Below are 15,959 nucleotides of genomic sequence, written 5' to 3'. Positions count from 1 at the left end.
GATTATTGAAGCAATCTTAATACGTTTTGTTGTACGGCATTGGCTTGTGCCATTGCAAAACTTCCACTTTGAGCTAAAATATTGTATTTTGAAAAGCTTGCAGATTCTGCAGCAAAATCCACATCTCTGATTTGAGATTCTGCAGCTTTGACATTTACTTGTGTTACAGAAACGTTATTGATGGTGGATACAAGTTGGATTTGGACAGAACCTATATCAGCGCGGATTTTGTCCAACTGCGTTCGTGCAGAATCTGCCATATCCATTACTACCATTGCCCCCTTCAGACTTGTAACACCTGCTCCTATTCCTTGCCAATTTAAGTCGGCTTGGGCGATATTGGCGTTTGCTCCGGATGCTGAAGCGATATTGGCATCAAATATTCCCCTTACTGCTCTTAAATTAACTGTATATTCAGATATGCCTTGAGCAGAATGCAAACCGATATGACTGAAATTGATACCACTGACAATAATGTCTCTTGCGTCTGTTCTAGTTAAAGTCAGTCTGCCTACAATAGCGTGATTGAAACCAGATATTCCCGCAAAATTTCCGCCTCCAAAGACTTGACCTGTGGCACTACTGGTATGAATAGAAATTGCTCTCCCGTCACTTGATTTAAGATTGATTCGTCCGGTAATATCCAAAAATGCTTCCACTCCTGTTTGGTCTTTGACTGAATTTACTGCGTTGATGAGCCTTCCATCCGAATCGTTTTTATGTACATCATTGATGGTGCCTATTGAAACTCCATTGATCACAAGTCCTCTAATCGTTCCTGATAGAACTGGAACGCCTCCTGTTGCCATAACGTTATAAGATGCTCGAACACCTAATGTATTAGAAAATCTATTGATGATTTCACTCAATGCTCCAATTCCAGTTCCTGCAGAAGTTGAAATTTTGGCTGTTTCGATTTCATAATCATTGACTCCATCGACTTGTTTGAAATTTAACGCCACTTCGGTTAAATTTGAACCAGCTGCTGATGCTTGCATACCAGTACCTTCAAAAGATGCGGTTTCCATTCGGATATGACCGATTTTATCAGAACTTGTAGGACCTATAGAGGCTTTGACTGTAGTGTTTGAATAGGCACCTATTTGGAATTCTTTGTTTGAAAAACTGCCTGAAAGCATTTGTTGGCCATTGAAGCTGGTTGTATTGGCAATATTGTCAAGTTCTTCAAGTAGTCTTTGGATATCGCTTTGAAGTGCCTTTCTTGATTCAAGGGTTTGTCCGTCTTGCGCTGCTTGAATGGCTTTGGTTTTGATTGTGTCCAAAATCTTGATTTGCTCATCCATTGCTTTATCAGCCACTTGTATCATACCGATAGCATCATTAGCATTTTTAACTGCTTGTCCCAAGCTTTCACTTTGACTTCTCAAGCTATCTGCAATAGCCATCCCAGAAGCGTCATCTGCTGCTTTATTGATTCGAAGTCCCGAACTTAGTTTTTCCAAAGAGGTTGCAAGATCTCTATTGTTTTGCACGCCGACAGCATGGGCTGTGAGAGCTGCTATGTTGGTGTTGATCCTAAAACTCATAATCGCATCCTTTGCTAAAAATTTTGGTTTGGAAAATATAAGCAATACTCGTTCCAAAAAACTTTCTTTGAAAAAAACAAAAATGTGTTAAAATTCCCAAGACATTCAATATTTAGAGAGAAATTAATGAAAAATTTGATTATCGTAGAGTCTCCTGCAAAAGCTAAAACTATTAAGAATTTTTTAGATAGTGATTATGAAGTAATAGCTTCTAAGGGGCATATTAGGGATTTACCCAAGTCAAGCTTTGGAATAAAAATTGATGGGGAAAACTTTATTCCTGATTATAGGATTGATAAAGACCATAAGGAAATTGTTGAAAAAATTACAACAATGGCAAAAAAAGCAAAAACGACTTATATCGCAACCGATGAGGATAGAGAGGGTGAGGCCATAGGGTTTCACATCACTCAAGCTATTGGAAAAGATGTACAAACTTTTCCTAGAATTGTATTTCACGAAATCACAAAAACAGCTATTAAAAATGCTCTAAAATCTCCTAGAAATATTGATATGGATAAGGTTAATGCCCAACAAGCTAGAAGATTGCTTGATAGGATCGTAGGTTTTAAGCTCAGCGGATTGATTTCAAGTAAAATTAACAGAGGATTGAGTGCAGGTAGGGTTCAAAGTGCCGCATTGAAGATTATTGTAGATAAGGAACGAGAGATTAGGGCGTTTGTGCCTGTAGATTATTATACGATTGATGCAATTTTTGAAGGAGCAATTCAAGCAGAATTGAGCGTTTATAAAGGAGAGAAGGTTAAAAAGCAAGGGATCACTAATGAACAACTTGCTCAAGATATGTTAAAAACTCTTAAAAATTCTTCTTTTATTGTTGGAGAAATTTTAAAAAAACCAAAAAAATCTCCCACGCTTCCGCCTTTTATGACTTCTACTTTGCAACAAAGCTCTTCAAGTCTTTTGGGATATTCCCCCTCAAGAACTATGGGGATTGCACAAAAGCTTTATGAGGGTGTAGAAACTGATAATGGAGTAATGGGTGTAATTACTTATATGAGAACAGACAGCCTCAATATTGCCAAAGAAGCTCAAGATAGTGCCAGAGAAAAGATATCAAATGATTTTGGCGAGAAATATTTGCCACCCAAGCCAAAAAATTACGTCACCAAAAATAAAAGCGCTCAAGAGGCTCACGAGGCTATTCGTCCTACAAATATATTTTTCACCCCTCAGATTGCCAAGTCGTATTTAAAACCTGATGAACTTAAAGTCTATACGCTTATCTATAATCGATTTTTAGCTTCTCAAATGGAAGATGCCGTTTTTGAAAGCCAAAGTATTACCTTTGTATGTGATAAAGGCGAATTTAAAGCAAGCGGAAGAAAATTAATCTTTGATGGGTATTACAAGCTTTTGGGAAATGATGATAAAGACAAACTATTGCCTGATCTTTTGCCAGGTTCTAATATTAAACTTGAAAATATTCAAAGTAATAAACACACCACAGAGCCTCCTGCACGATATTCTGAAGCATCTTTGATTAAAACTCTTGAGAGTTTAGGAATTGGGAGACCAAGTACATATGCTCCAACGGTTTCATTGCTGCAAAATCGTGAATATATTGTTGTTGAAAAAAAGCAAATTCTCCCTCAAGAGAGTGCTTTTAAAGTGACTGAAATGTTAGAAGCTCATTTTAATGAAATCGTTGATTCTAAATTTAGCGCGAGTATGGAAGATAAGCTTGATGATATTGCACAGCATAAGGAAGATTGGCAAAAGGTATTGATGGATTTTTATGGACCGTTTATGGAAAAAATTTCAGATGGCAAACTCAATATCGCTTCTCAAAAAGTCATCATTCCTACAGGAGAGTTTTGTCCGAAATGTGGTAAAGAGCTTGTAAAAAGAATCGGAAGATATGGGGAGTTTATTGCTTGTAGCGGTTATCCCAAATGTAAATATATCAAACCACAAGAACCACTGGAAGCAGATATTGGAGAAACTTCTGAAGTTTGTGAAAAATGTGGCAAACCGATGGTAAAAAAACGTGGCAGAAACGGCGAGTTTATGGCTTGCAGTGGCTATCCGGAATGCAAAAATACCAAATCTTTAAAAAATCCTTCAAGCAAGCCTCAATCTTTGGTTGAGGTCAAATGCCCTGAATGCGGAGGGGAAATATTACTAAGAAATAGCAGGAGGGGATCTTTTTATGGTTGTTCGAACTATCCAAAGTGTAATTTTATTTCCAACTATAAGCCCATCAATGAAAAATGCCCTAAATGTGGATATATAATGAGTGATCGAACTTATCGGGGCAAACATATCCACGAATGTATCAAGTGCAAACATAGGATTGAAGTTGAAGCAGAACAATGAAAAATATTGTATTTGGACCTGTTATTTCTAGGAGATTTGGTTTATCTTTAGGCGTTGATCTTTCTCCAAGTTTCAAACAATGCAACTTTGATTGTCTTTATTGCGAACTTGAAGGCAAAAAAGCCCAAGCAAAAATGACAGAAATTTTAGATCTTCAAATTTTAATTGAAAGTGTTTTGCAATCCCTGCGTAAAAATCCAAAAATTGATGTTTTGACAATCACAGCAAATGGGGAGCCGACTCTTTATCCATATTTGTTTGAGTTTATGGAAGCAATCAAGCCTTATGTGCCAAAAGGGGTTTCGACATTGATTTTAAGCAATGGTTCAAGGTTTGGTGAAGAAAAAATTCAAAGAGCTTTGTGTTTGTTTGACATTGTCAAATTTTCTCTTGATGGCGCATTGGAGAAAAATTTTTTAAGAGTGGATCGTCCTTATAGGGAAATTCTTTTAGAGAATTTATTGAGAGGCATAGAGGATTTTGCTCGCATTTATAAGGGAAAATTAGTTGCAGAAGTCTTAATAGTTGAGGGAGTCAATGATGCGATTGAAAATATCAAATCTATTGCAAAATTTTTAAAGCGTATTGCGATTAGCAGAGTCGATTTAGGCACTGTAGATAGACCTCCTGCCTATAAAGCTGCAGCGATTGATTATCAAAAACTTGCCGATATAGCCAAAGAATTTGATGGGATGTATGTAAATCTTCCACATAGAAAAAAAGATATGTCTGCAATTGGCGCTGCTTATTCTGCAGAAGATGTGATGGAATTTATTGCCAGAAGACCTGTGAGCGTTTTGGAAGCCCCGATTTTGTTTGATAAAAAGACTTTAAACATCATTGAAGAGCTTCTTAAGGAAAAGAAGCTTTTTTTAAAAAAAGTCGTGAATTTGGAATTTTATACGATTAAAAGATAGTGAGCATTAATTTTGGAATAGAAACGGTATCAAGCTGATTAAAAATAAAATAATAATTCCTAGATTGATTCTGTGCCATTGTTTTTTGAATCCGCACATCAAGACATAGACAATAAAACCGCTTGCAAGCCCTGTAGTGATGGAAGAACTAAGAGGCATTAGGATAATCGTAAAAAAACTTGCGCTTGCAATGGGAAAATCTTCAAAATCAATATGTCTAATTTCAGAAAACATCAAAGCTCCTACAACAATCAACGTTGGATAAATTGCATAATCTGGGATAGCATTGAAAATGGGTAGAAAAAATAAAGTCAGCGCAAAGAAAAATGCGCAAAAAATAGCTGTTAATCCTGTTCGACCTCCGGAAGCAACGCCTGCAGAGCTTTCTAAAAATGCTGTTGTCGTAGAGAGACCAAACATTGCTCCTGCGGTTGTAGCAGCAGCATCTACCTGCAAGGTTTTTTCAAGTTTTTTATCTTTTCCGCTTGTATCTTGAAACATTTTGGCTTTTGCCCCGACACCTGCAAGAGTTCCTAAGGAATCAAACAAATCTGTAATTAAAAGGGCGATAATAGCCGGAATTAGTGCAATACTAAAGATACCTGCAAGATCAAATTGCATTGCTATGCCAGAGATTGAAGAAGGGGTAGAAATGATTTTTGAAGGCATTGAGGCTAGTCCTGATACCCAAGCAATTAGACTGCAGATCAAAATTCCGATAATAAAAGCCCCCTGAACCTTAAGGTTATGTAATAAGAGCATCAAAAGTACGCCGAATATGCCGATTAAAATCTGAGGAGAGGAAAGGGTGCCTAAAGTCATTAGACCAGATGGAGTGATCGTAATAAAACCTAAAGATTTGAAGCCAATGGTTGCGATAAAAGCACCAAGTCCTGCACATAAAGCAAATCTGAGATCTTTGGGTATGCTTTGTATGATCCAAACCCTAAGCTTAGTAAAAGAAATAATTAAAAAAATAATGCCTGATAAAAAAACTGCTCCCAAAGCCTGTTGCCAACTAAGCCCCATACCTTGCACGAGTCCATAGGTAAAATAGGCATTTAATCCCATTCCTACGCTCATTGCAACCGGAGTATTTGCCCATATTCCTGTAAGCAGGGTTGCTAAAGCAGTGACTAAGGAAATTGCGGTAATGAGTTCGTTTTTTGGCATACCCGCTTCAGAAAGGATTTGCGAACCTACAGGAATAATGTAGAGCATTGTCAAAAATATCGTAAAACCTGCCAAAGCTTCGGTTTTTATATTTGTGCGATTTTGAGTGAGCTGAAAATATTTATCCAAAAAACCCATTATGTCTCCAATGATATTAAAAATAAAATAAAGAATTGTAGAGTATTTGTTTATAAAAATACATAAAATGATTTTTATTTAATTATAATTGAAAGACTTATGGACTATTTGGATCTTATTGATAAGATCCCCCCCCCCCCTTTTTTTACAATTTATGCTTGTTTGGTTTGAGGGAACTTAACTGATTTGAGGAATAACCTGCTCATTTTTCACATCAAAAGTTACACTATTTCCTTCTTTAACCTTATCTTCTAAAATAAGCTCAGCAAGTCTATCTTCAACTTCTTCATATAAAGCTCTTTTAAGTGGTCTGGCTCCATATACCGGATCAAAGCCTACTTTTGCAATCAATTCTTTTGCGTTTTGAGTGAGTTTGAGTGTTATTCCTTTTTCAGAAACTTTTTTTGCGATACTTTCAAACATAATATCCACGATTTGAACTATGCCTGCCATATCTAAGGGGTTAAAGATCACAATGTCATCAAGACGATTCAAAAACTCTGGTTTAAAGTATTTTTTGAGCGCTTCATTAACGGCATTTTCCCTTTCTTTTTCATCTTTAATTTCCATAATTTTATCGCTGGCAATGTTACTTGTAAGGATGATAATAGTATTTCTAAAATCTATGGTAACCCCTTTGTTGTCTGTTAGGCGACCATCATCTAACACTTGGAGTAATATGTTAAAAACATCAGGATGGGCTTTTTCAATTTCATCAAATAAGACTACGGAATAGGGCTTCCTGCGCACTGCCTCAGTGAGCTGGCCACCCTCTTCATATCCGACATATCCCGGAGGAGCTCCTACAAGTCTGCTGGCAGCATGCTTTTCCATATATTCACTCATATCAATTCGAATCAAATTTTTATCGCTGTCAAAGAGAAATTGAGCCAAAGATTTTGCGCTTTGGGTTTTGCCAACCCCTGTAGGTCCTAAGAACAAGAAACTTCCTATAGGTCTGTTGTTTTCGCTTAAGCCAGCTTTGTTTCTTTTGATGGCTCTTGATATGGCTTTTAGCGCTTTATCTTGTCCGACTACTGTTTTTCTAAGTTCGTCCTCCACGCCTAGAATTTTTTCTTTTTCGCCTTGGAGCATTTTTTGAATTGGGATTTGTGTCCATCTACTCACAATGCCTGCTATACTTTCTTCAGTCACTGCATTTTTGAGTAGAGTGCCGTTTTCTTGCATTTTGTCCCATTTTTCATTGAGTTCTTTTTCTTTGGTCTCTTTTTGAGGGATTTTGCTGTAGTCAATTTCAGCAGCCTTATTGTAATCCCCATTTCGTTTTGCCAATTCTGATTCTCTTTTTAATGCATCAATGTCGCTTTTGATTTGGGCTATTTCTTTAAATATGGATTTTTCATTCTCAAATTGTGCTTCCAAACGTATTTTTTCCTCATTGGCATCGCTGAGTTCTTTTTGTATTTCTTCAATTCTTGCTTTGTTGCTATCCTTTTTTTCCATATTTAAAGCCTGTTTTTCGACTTCAAGGCGCTGGATTTGTCTTTTGATATTAGAAAGTTCTGTTGGTTCAGATTCAATCTGCATTTTGAGTTCTGCTGCACCCTCATCAATGAGATCAATCGCTTTATCAGGTAAAAATCTATCGGTAATGTAGCGATTTGAGAGCTTTGCAGCAGCTACAAGTGCAGAATCAGTGATATTGACGTTGTGATGGGCTTCAAGTTTTTCTTTCAAACCGCGGAGAATTTGAAGCGCTTCATTGATGTTGGGTTCATTGAGTATAACAGGTTGAAATCTCCTAGTAAGTGCAGCGTCTTTTTCAAAATATTTGCGGTATTCTTTGAGTGTTGTTGCTCCGATTGTATGGAGTTCGCCACGTGCTAAGGCAGGTTTTAAAATATTGGCTGCATCCATACTTCCCTCAGATGCTCCTGCTCCTACGATGGTGTGAATTTCATCAATGAAAAGGATAATATTTCCAGCTTTTTTAACTTCTTCAATTACTTTTTTTAATCTTTCTTCAAATTCGCCTCTGTATTTTGCCCCTGCTACCAAGGAACTCATATCCAAGGCAACGACACGTTTATTTTGTAGTGATGTGGGTACTTCCTTTTTGACTATTCTTTGAGCAAGTCCCTCTACAACGGCAGTTTTCCCTACACCAGGCTCTCCTAAAAGGATTGGATTATTTTTGGTTTTTCTAATCAGAATTTGCATCATTCTTGAAATCTCTTCATCTCTCCCGATGACAGGATCAAGTGTATTTTCCAAGGCTTTTTTTGTCAAATCGATCCCAAATTTTTCAAGAGACTCTAAATTGGAATCGTCATTTTCACTCTGAATTTTTGCGCCCCCTCGTATGCTTTCCAAAGTTTTTTTAAGCTCATTTAAATCCATATATTTTCCAAAAACTTGAATAAAGCTTTCTGATTTGATATTGGCAATGATAAATGTATCTACAGCAATGTATTTGTCTCCATTTTTGACACTTATGCTTTCAGCTTGATGAATCGCATCTTGGAGATTTTTGCTTAAAGTAATATTTTCTTTGGAAACGCTTGAACTCTTGGGAAGTTTTTCTGCAATGCTTTTGGCTTCAAGCTCAAGGGCTATTTTATCTATGTTCATTTTATTGAGTGCTTGATTTAAAATAGATTGAGTATTTGTGAGCATTGCCCAAATGATATGGATGGTATCAATTTCTTGATTTTTCCCATAGAGAGCTAAAGAAACTCCCTGATCAAGGGTTTCTTTGAGTTGGTGAGTCATTTTTTCGAATAGGTTCATATAAAGCTCCTTATTACATTGAATTTCAATATATTTATACACTGACCATTATATAAGTTTAGTCTAATAATGTCAATTTATTTTATTGATTTATGCTAAAACTTTTTAAATTAGAGCTAAATAGATATTTATTTGACCAAAATAATAAATTTTTGGATAAAATTCAGGCTTTATAAAAATAAATTTTCAGCAGGTGATCAGGATGAATAAATACTTTATGTCGGGCATAATCGCATCATTTTTGGGGGTCTCTTTAGTTTTTAATGGACTTTATGCTAAAGAAAATAACGACAATAGCAAGAGTGTTGAAACAAAACAGCAAAGAATTGATGCATACAACAAGCTTACTAAAGTGATTAATACAATTGAAGCTTATTATGTCGATAATGTGAGTATCAATGAAATTGTAGATAAGGCTATTGAAGGTCTTTTATCAAATTTAGATGCTCATTCTGCATATTTGACAGAAAAAAAATTTAAAGACTTAAAAGCTCAAACTGATGGAGAATTTGGAGGTTTGGGAATTACTGTTGGGATGAAGGATGGGGCTTTGACGGTGATTGCTCCTTTAGATGATACGCCTGCTTCTAAAGCTGGTCTCAAAGCAGGAGATGTGATTTTAAAAATTAATGATGAAAGCACATTAAATATGACTATAGATGATGCTGTGAATATTATGAGAGGGAAACCAAAGACTTCTTTAAAACTTACTATTGTCAGAAAAACCGAAACTAAACCACTTGAATTTACGATTGTTCGTGATATTATAAGAGTTAAGTCTGTTCATGCTAGGAAAATAGATGGGACAAAATATTTATATGTAAGGGTAAATTCTTTTGATAAAAATGTGACTGAAAGCGTTGTAAATGAATTAAAAAAAGCCGGCGAAATAAAAGGGATTGTTTTAGATTTAAGAAATAATCCTGGAGGACTTCTCAATCAAGCGGTTGATTTATCGAATTTGTTCATCAAAAAAGGGTTGATTGTTTCTCAAAAAGGCAAGATTAAAGAAGAAAATCTTGAATACAAAGCGAATGGCAAAGCTCCTTATCCTTCTCTGCCCATTGTTGTGCTTGTAAATGGTGGAACTGCGAGCGCAAGTGAGATCGTTTCAGGAGCACTTCAAGATCACGATCGTGCTTTGATTATCGGCGAAGAAACTTTTGGAAAAGGGAGTGTTCAAGTGGTACTTCCCATTGATAAAAATGAAGCAATTAAGCTTACTACAGCCAAATATTATCTCCCGAGTGGTAGAACCATTCAAGCTGTAGGAATTAAACCTGATATTGTCGTTCATCCGGGTGCAGTTCCTCAAAATGAAAGTAGTTTTGAGATTAAAGAAGCAGATCTTAGAAATCATCTTGAAAGCGAGCTTGAAAAAGTCGGCAAAAAAACCGAAAATAAAAAGAATGATAATAAAAAGAATGAAGTCAAAAAAACAGAAGAGCAAAAAACTATCACTCAAACAGATATTAATAGCGATATCCAGTTAAAGTCTGCTATTGATGCTTTAAAAGCTTGGAATATCATTAAAACTCCAAGCAAAAATGAGGCAGGAAAATGAATAAAATAAAAATGCTTTATGAGGGTAAGGGAAAAAAGCTTTACAGTACTGAAAAAAAAGGTATTTTAATCGCAGAATTTAAAGATGATTTAACCGCTTTTAATGCAGAAAAAAAAGGAAGTGAGAGTGGAAAAGGGGAGTTGAATTGCAAAATCAGTTCCTTCCTGTTTGAAATGCTTGAAAAAAAAGGCTTCAAAACACATTACATTAAAAGAATAGATTCTCAAAATATTTTATGCAAGCAGGTCAAAATTATCCCTATTGAGGTTGTAACAAGAAATGTGGCAACAGGTTCTTTAACTAAGCGTTTAGGGATAAAAGAAGGTACTATATTGCCTTTCGCGCTTGTGGAATTTTATTATAAAGATGATGCTTTGGGGGATCCTATTATCAATGATGATCATTGTAAATTGCTTGGCATTATTCAGAATTGTGAGGAATTAGACTTTTTAAGATCACAAGCAAAGCAAATTAATTCTGTTTTGAAAGATTTTTTTGATTCTAAAAATCTTAAATTGATTGACTTCAAGCTTGAATTTGGTAGGGATACTGAGGGAAACATCGTACTTGCTGATGAAATCAGCCCAGATAGTTGCAGGTTTTGGGATAAGGATACGAATGAGAAACTTGATAAGGATAGATTCAGACAGGATTTAGGTAATCTTAAACTTGCCTATCAAGAAGTTCTCAATCGTATTATGGCTTAGAAAGAGTAGGTAATAATGGTCATTGAAGTAAATGTAAGTCTTAAAGATGGCGTTTTGGATCCTCAAGCCAAAGCGATTGCTCAGGCATTGAAAGCACTAGGTTTTTCAGATATCAAGAATTTGAGATTGAGTAAAAAAATATCTCTTGAGTTTGATCATCAAGACAAACAAAAAGCTTTTCAAGAGGCTGAAAAAATGGCTCAAGAGCTTTTGGCAAACAGCGTAATAGAAAATTATTCAATTCATTGTGAGGAAAAATAACATAATGGTTGCAATACTGCAATTTCCGGGCACAAATTGCGAACGGGATATGCAATATGCTTATAGTAATATTTTAGGTGTAAAAAGTGTTATTGTTTGGCATAAGCAGAAAAATTTGCCATCTGAAACTGACCTTGTGGTTATTCCAGGTGGCTTCAGTTATGGGGATTATCTAAGAAGTGGGGCAATTGCTCGATTTGCTCCAATTATGAAAGATGTGATTTCATATGCTGCTAACGGAGGGCTTGTTTTAGGCATTTGCAATGGTTTTCAGATTTTGACTGAATCAGGGCTTTTGCCAGGTGTATTAAAGAGAAATGAAGGGCTTTGTTTTATCTCCAAAACTCAAAAACTTGAAGTTACAGGAGTTAATAACAGATTTTTATCAAATTATAAACACAAAGAAATTATTTCTCTTCCCATAGCACACGCTGATGGAAGTTATTATGCTGATAGCGATACATTAAAATCTTTGAAAGAAAATGATCAGATTTTGCTTCGATATGTTGGCAATCCAAATGGGTCGGTGTATTCTATAGCAGGTATTTGTAATAAAGAAAAAAATATTTTTGGTTTAATGCCTCATCCCGAACGAGCTATAGAGCCAATTTTGGGTGGATCTGATGGCTTAGCAATGTTGCGTTCGCTACTTTAGGATAATTCAATGAAAAACATTTTAAATATTTTTATTTATTTTATTTTCTTGACTTCAGGTATTTTGCACGCTGAGGATTCTGATAATAGGGCAAAGATTGTCTATGTTAAAATTTCTGATTCGCAAGATTATTTTAGCAAGCCTGTTTATGTCGGAGAAACGATTCCTGTCACCTATAGTCTGCTTTTATTTTCTAATGCTAGATTTTCAGGTACTGAATTTGTCGGGGGTATCAATACAAATAAATTGATTTTAAGGAATCCAAACACACAATGGAAGCTTTCAAGCGATGGTTCTTATAAAGCAGTTTATCGGTATAAAATCAAATCTACAGATGCTTTTATTCCTTCTTTAAAGGTAATTGCAGTTTCAAGCGATGGGAATTATACTGATTCTTCAAGTGCTCCTTCTATTAATCTTAATATTATTGATTTATATCAGAATCAAAAATATGTCGGCGTGGTTGGAGATGAGTTTCGAATTACAGGATATAAAGCCAAGACGTATGATGCTTCAAATAATATTTTAGTTTTTGAAGTTGAGGCCAAGAATGCTAATTTAGAAGATTTAAAACTTCCTGATATTGACAAACAGGGTTTTGAAAGCACACATTTTGGACTAGAATATTCAGATGGAATTTATTATTGCATTGTTCCTAAAAATGTCCAAGATATTTCTTTTGAATATTTTTCTTTAATCGAAAATCGATTTAAAGATATTTCTTTACCTATTGTTCCTGTTGATGACGTCGTCAGTACTCAAGATGACATTAAGCCAAAAAATAATTTTTTACTTTTTTCTAATTTGATTCTAATTGGTTTGATGGTATTATCTTTGGTATTTTATTTCGTATTTGGAAGAAAAAAGATTTTTTTGATTATCTTAGGGCTACTTTTAGTTTATTTGCTTTGGAATGTTTTGTCTCGACATCAGGCGATTTTACTTGCAAATAAACAGATTCGTATTTTACCAACCCATAATTCCACCGTGCTTGAAACTACAAAAAAAAATATTCAGGTTGAGATCATTGGTAAGCATGCAAAATATTATAAAATCGTTACTGCAGATGACAGAATAGGGTGGGTGAAAAAAAATGATATCCAGTAAATTAAGGGCTATTTATGCGACTTTGGTAATCGCAATAGGGTTGGCACTTATTGTCTGCTTTATTTTTTTTACTAAGAAGAAGAATAATGCGAGGCATTATAGAAAATGGTGTCGATTCTTTTTTTCTTTGACAGGTTTGAAGCTTGAAAAAATTGGAGAATTTGATCAAAGTGCTTCATTAGTTGTGATGAATCATCAGAGTCTGAGCGACATTATTTGTTTGGAAGGTTTTCATCCATCCAATATTTGTTGGGTAGCAAAAAAAGAACTTGGAGAAATACCTTTTTATGGTTATGCTCTTAGAGGTCCTGAGATGATACTTATTGATAGAGAAGATAAGAAAGGTTTAGCTTTATTATTAAAACAAGCCAAAGAGAAAATTGAACAATCGCGACCTTTGGTTATTTTTCCTGAAGGCACTAGAAGTAGAGGAAAAGAGGACTTTTTACCTTTCAAACCTGGTGCAAAACTCTTGGCTGAAAAATTGAATCTCAAAATACAACCTATTGTTCTCATCAATACTAGAAAGATATACAACACCAAACCATTAGAATCTCCAAATACCATTGCAAGAATGGTGCTTTTGGAAGCTTTTGAACCTGAAATTGGGACTGATTGGTATGAACATCTGGAATCCCAAATGCATAAAATTTATCTAAAACACTATAAAGAGTTGAATGCTTAGATTTTTATTTTATTTATAGTAAAATAGCCTTTTTGATTTAAAGGGGTGTTAGCTCAGTTGGGAGAGCGCGACGCTGGCAGCGTCGAGGTCAGGGGTTCGAACCCCCTACGCTCCACCATAATAATTAATTAACTCTTAAAATAACGCAGACAAAGCAATTTAAAATTCTTTAAGCTTTCAATTCAGAAAACAACGGTTTTATTTCCGTGGATAAAAATTCGATCATTTAGCGCTAATCCGATAGCTTTGGAAAAAACATTTTTTTCCACATCTTTGCCAGCTTGCTGCATATCTTGCCACGTATAAGTGTGGTCGATTTTTATAATATCTTGGGCAATAATAGGACCTTCATCTAAATGGTTATTAACAAAATGTGCGGTTGCCCCAATGATTTTAACACCGCGTTCATAAGCTTGTTTATAGGGATTGGCTCCAATAAATGCAGGAAGAAAACTATGATGAATATTGATAATTTTGTTTTGGTATTTTTCTACAAAAGAAGGAGATAGTATTCGCATATATTTTGCTAATGCTAAAAAATCAACCTCATATTTGCTGCAAACTTCACTGATAAGTTTTTCGTGTTCTTGACGTGAGATATTTTCAGCTGGAATATGAAAAAAATCAATATTAAATTTTTTTACAAGTTCTTCAAGATTGGAATGATTGCTGATGACAGCCTTGATTTGGGCATCAAGTTCCCCGCTGTCATATCGTAGCAACAGGTCTCCTAAACAATGGTTTTCTTTTGTACATAAAATAATAATAGATTTTTTCTTTTGTTCTGAAACTTTAATGTCAGCCTCTTGAGGTAGGCACGCAATCAGGTCTTCTTTAAGTTTTTTGGTATCGCTTTGACCATTTACAAGAGTGCGCATAAAGAATTGTCCGCTTTGTTTATCCACAAATTCATCATTGCGTTCGATATTGAGATGGTGTTGGAGTAAAACTGAAGAGATTTTAAATACAAGTCCGGGCATATCTGGTGAAGTGATAAGTATAATGCGTTTCATATTTTTCCTTTAGCGCAATTGTTGGCTAAAGGCTTGGAGTGCTATTTGAGTACTAGTTTTGATAAATTTATCAATATAAGCTTCAAATTTATCTTTTTTGAGCCAGATTGGATTTTCTACTTGAGAGAGATTTTTGAGTGTTTCAATGGCTTCATTTTGTGTGCCTATCGTATCAATAAGTCCTAATTTAAGTGCTTTTGCAGCAGTAAATACTTTACCTTCGGCATATTCCTTGGCATTTTTAGGTTCAAGCCCCCTTGCATCAGCTACGTCAGTTATAAACATTTGATATTCTTCATTGATCAAATCTTGAAGAAATTCTTTTTCTGGCGGCGTCCATTCTCGTGTAAAAATACCTATTTCTTTATATTTTCCTGCTGCTACTCCTTGTGTTTTGATACCGATTTTATGGGCAAGATCTTCAATATTGACGCTACTGAAAATAACTCCGATTGAGCCAATCAATGCTCCTCGGTTGGCATAGATTTTATCGGCATACATTCCAGCATAATAACTCCCGCTTGCCATTGCTCCTTGAACATACACGACAACAGGCATTTTTTCTTTGAGTTCGCGAATCATATCGCTGATCTCTATGCTTGCCGCCATTGCTCCACCCGGTGAGTCAATTAATAAAAGTGCGCCTTTAATATTGGGATTTTTGAGAATTTTTTCAATCTGGGTATGAATGTCTTCGCTTTCAATAATATGTCCATAAAGATGGATTTTGGCTAAATTTGGGGTTTTAATCTCTGAACCTTGAGGTAATAGAGTGATTAGTAAGATGATTAAAATCAATAAAAAAACAAGTGCTTTGAAATATTTAGTGATAAAATCTAGAGGTAATGTAAAAAGATGAAAAATTTTTTTAATCATTTTTATTCCTTGAAAATTAGAAATTTTTTTGAGATTATATTCAACAGATGCTTAGTTTTTGTTTGATAAATTTGTTTTTTAAAGTATTTGGGCTATTATGTTGCCGAATTATTTTAATGATTAGGATTTAAATGGCTTGTAAATTTTGCCCTAAATTCAAAAAATTTGACTTTATTTTCATTATTATCATATGCTTAGCCTTTTATTTTGTCGACAAATATCAAA

At 35.1% G+C, this 15,959-nt stretch carries 13 protein-coding genes and 1 tRNA gene; 9 read left to right on the top strand and 5 right to left on the bottom strand.

Translation table 11 applies throughout. The features are described from left to right. Positions 1-2: 2 nt before the first annotated feature. A complete protein-coding gene (locus BKH41_RS01285) occupies positions 3-1,547 on the bottom strand; it encodes a flagellin B (protein ID WP_095296606.1) in 1,545 nt (514 codons plus the stop codon). 126 nt (positions 1,548-1,673) lie between these two features. Here BKH41_RS01285 and topA point away from each other — a divergent pair, with 126 nt between their 5' ends. Together topA and BKH41_RS01275 are read left to right on the top strand one after the other, a co-directional pair. Then, positions 1,674-3,887, top strand: a complete 2,214-nt coding sequence (gene topA, locus BKH41_RS01280; RefSeq protein WP_095296605.1) for a type I DNA topoisomerase — start codon at positions 1,674-1,676, stop codon at positions 3,885-3,887. Continuing rightward, complete coding sequence (locus BKH41_RS01275) at positions 3,884-4,804, top strand: radical SAM protein (RefSeq protein WP_095296604.1); 921 nt, start codon at positions 3,884-3,886, stop codon at positions 4,802-4,804. Before topA ends, BKH41_RS01275 begins: the two co-directional genes overlap by 4 nt. A gap of 6 nt (positions 4,805-4,810) precedes the next feature. On the opposite strand, the gene BKH41_RS01270 is transcribed toward BKH41_RS01275, so the two are convergent. Both BKH41_RS01270 and BKH41_RS01265 read right to left on the bottom strand, forming a co-directional pair. Next, positions 4,811-6,115, bottom strand: coding sequence for an NCS2 family permease (locus tag BKH41_RS01270; protein WP_180762687.1), 1,305 nt, complete (start codon positions 6,113-6,115; stop codon positions 4,811-4,813). 177 nt (positions 6,116-6,292) lie between these two features. After that, entirely contained in the window at positions 6,293-8,866 is a 2,574-nt protein-coding gene (locus BKH41_RS01265; protein ID WP_095296603.1) for an AAA family ATPase, read from the bottom strand. 202 nt (positions 8,867-9,068) lie between these two features. Here BKH41_RS01265 and BKH41_RS01260 point away from each other — a divergent pair, with 202 nt between their 5' ends. The 7 genes from BKH41_RS01260 to BKH41_RS01230 all read left to right on the top strand — a co-directional run bounded on the left by BKH41_RS01260 (position 9,069) and on the right by BKH41_RS01230 (position 13,963). Then, complete coding sequence (locus BKH41_RS01260; protein WP_095296602.1) at positions 9,069-10,430, top strand: S41 family peptidase; 1,362 nt, start codon at positions 9,069-9,071, stop codon at positions 10,428-10,430. Next, positions 10,427-11,137 (top strand): phosphoribosylaminoimidazolesuccinocarboxamide synthase, encoded by a 711-nt coding sequence (gene purC, locus BKH41_RS01255; protein WP_095296601.1) that lies wholly within the window; start codon positions 10,427-10,429, stop codon positions 11,135-11,137. Before BKH41_RS01260 ends, purC begins: the two co-directional genes overlap by 4 nt. A gap of 15 nt (positions 11,138-11,152) precedes the next feature. Further along, a complete protein-coding gene (purS, locus tag BKH41_RS01250) occupies positions 11,153-11,398 on the top strand; it encodes a phosphoribosylformylglycinamidine synthase subunit PurS (protein WP_095296600.1) in 246 nt (81 codons plus the stop codon). Between the two features lies 1 nt (position 11,399). Continuing rightward, positions 11,400-12,053 carry a phosphoribosylformylglycinamidine synthase subunit PurQ gene (gene purQ / locus BKH41_RS01245; RefSeq protein ID WP_095296671.1) on the top strand — a complete coding sequence of 218 codons (654 nt, stop codon included), beginning with the start codon at positions 11,400-11,402 and terminating at the stop codon, positions 12,051-12,053. Between the two features lie 9 nt (positions 12,054-12,062). Continuing rightward, positions 12,063-13,160, top strand: a complete 1,098-nt coding sequence (locus tag BKH41_RS01240; RefSeq protein ID WP_257875360.1) for an SH3 domain-containing protein — start codon at positions 12,063-12,065, stop codon at positions 13,158-13,160. Further along, a complete protein-coding gene (locus BKH41_RS01235) occupies positions 13,147-13,845 on the top strand; it encodes a 1-acylglycerol-3-phosphate O-acyltransferase (protein WP_180762686.1) in 699 nt (232 codons plus the stop codon). Before BKH41_RS01240 ends, BKH41_RS01235 begins: the two co-directional genes overlap by 14 nt. 42 nt (positions 13,846-13,887) lie before the next feature. Beyond that, positions 13,888-13,963: transfer RNA gene (locus BKH41_RS01230), tRNA-Ala, on the top strand. Between the two features lie 64 nt (positions 13,964-14,027). Here the strand turns inward: BKH41_RS01230 and purU are convergent. Both purU and sppA read right to left on the bottom strand, forming a co-directional pair. After that, entirely contained in the window at positions 14,028-14,858 is an 831-nt protein-coding gene (gene purU / locus BKH41_RS01225) for a formyltetrahydrofolate deformylase (protein ID WP_095296599.1), read from the bottom strand. A gap of 9 nt (positions 14,859-14,867) precedes the next feature. Next, positions 14,868-15,734 carry a signal peptide peptidase SppA gene (sppA, locus tag BKH41_RS01220; RefSeq protein WP_095296598.1) on the bottom strand — a complete coding sequence of 289 codons (867 nt, stop codon included), beginning with the start codon at positions 15,732-15,734 and terminating at the stop codon, positions 14,868-14,870. Between the last annotated feature and the right edge of the window lie 225 nt (positions 15,735-15,959).

It is taken from the genome of Helicobacter sp. 12S02232-10, from assembly GCF_002272895.1.
Classification (GTDB): domain Bacteria; phylum Campylobacterota; class Campylobacteria; order Campylobacterales; family Helicobacteraceae; genus Helicobacter_J.
Note: the sequence above shows the minus strand (reverse complement) of the source record. Positions and strands in the feature narration are given on the sequence as shown.

What these genes read in the sequence shown, in the direction of transcription:
- BKH41_RS01285 (WP_095296606.1), bottom strand. Translation starts at nt 1,547, where the DNA reads ATGAGTTTTAGGATCAACACCAACATAGCAGCTCTCACAGCCCATGCT.
- topA (WP_095296605.1), top strand. Translation starts at nt 1,674, where the DNA reads ATGAAAAATTTGATTATCGTAGAGTCTCCTGCAAAAGCTAAAACTATT.
- BKH41_RS01275 (WP_095296604.1), top strand. Translation starts at nt 3,884, where the DNA reads ATGAAAAATATTGTATTTGGACCTGTTATTTCTAGGAGATTTGGTTTA.
- BKH41_RS01270 (WP_180762687.1), bottom strand. Translation starts at nt 6,115, where the DNA reads ATGGGTTTTTTGGATAAATATTTTCAGCTCACTCAAAATCGCACAAAT.
- BKH41_RS01265 (WP_095296603.1), bottom strand. Translation starts at nt 8,866, where the DNA reads ATGAACCTATTCGAAAAAATGACTCACCAACTCAAAGAAACCCTTGAT.
- BKH41_RS01260 (WP_095296602.1), top strand. Translation starts at nt 9,069, where the DNA reads ATGAATAAATACTTTATGTCGGGCATAATCGCATCATTTTTGGGGGTC.
- purC (WP_095296601.1), top strand. Translation starts at nt 10,427, where the DNA reads ATGAATAAAATAAAAATGCTTTATGAGGGTAAGGGAAAAAAGCTTTAC.
- purS (WP_095296600.1), top strand. Translation starts at nt 11,153, where the DNA reads ATGGTCATTGAAGTAAATGTAAGTCTTAAAGATGGCGTTTTGGATCCT.
- BKH41_RS01240 (WP_257875360.1), top strand. Translation starts at nt 12,063, where the DNA reads ATGAAAAACATTTTAAATATTTTTATTTATTTTATTTTCTTGACTTCA.
- BKH41_RS01235 (WP_180762686.1), top strand. Translation starts at nt 13,147, where the DNA reads ATGATATCCAGTAAATTAAGGGCTATTTATGCGACTTTGGTAATCGCA.
- purU (WP_095296599.1), bottom strand. Translation starts at nt 14,858, where the DNA reads ATGAAACGCATTATACTTATCACTTCACCAGATATGCCCGGACTTGTA.
- sppA (WP_095296598.1), bottom strand. Translation starts at nt 15,734, where the DNA reads ATGATTAAAAAAATTTTTCATCTTTTTACATTACCTCTAGATTTTATC.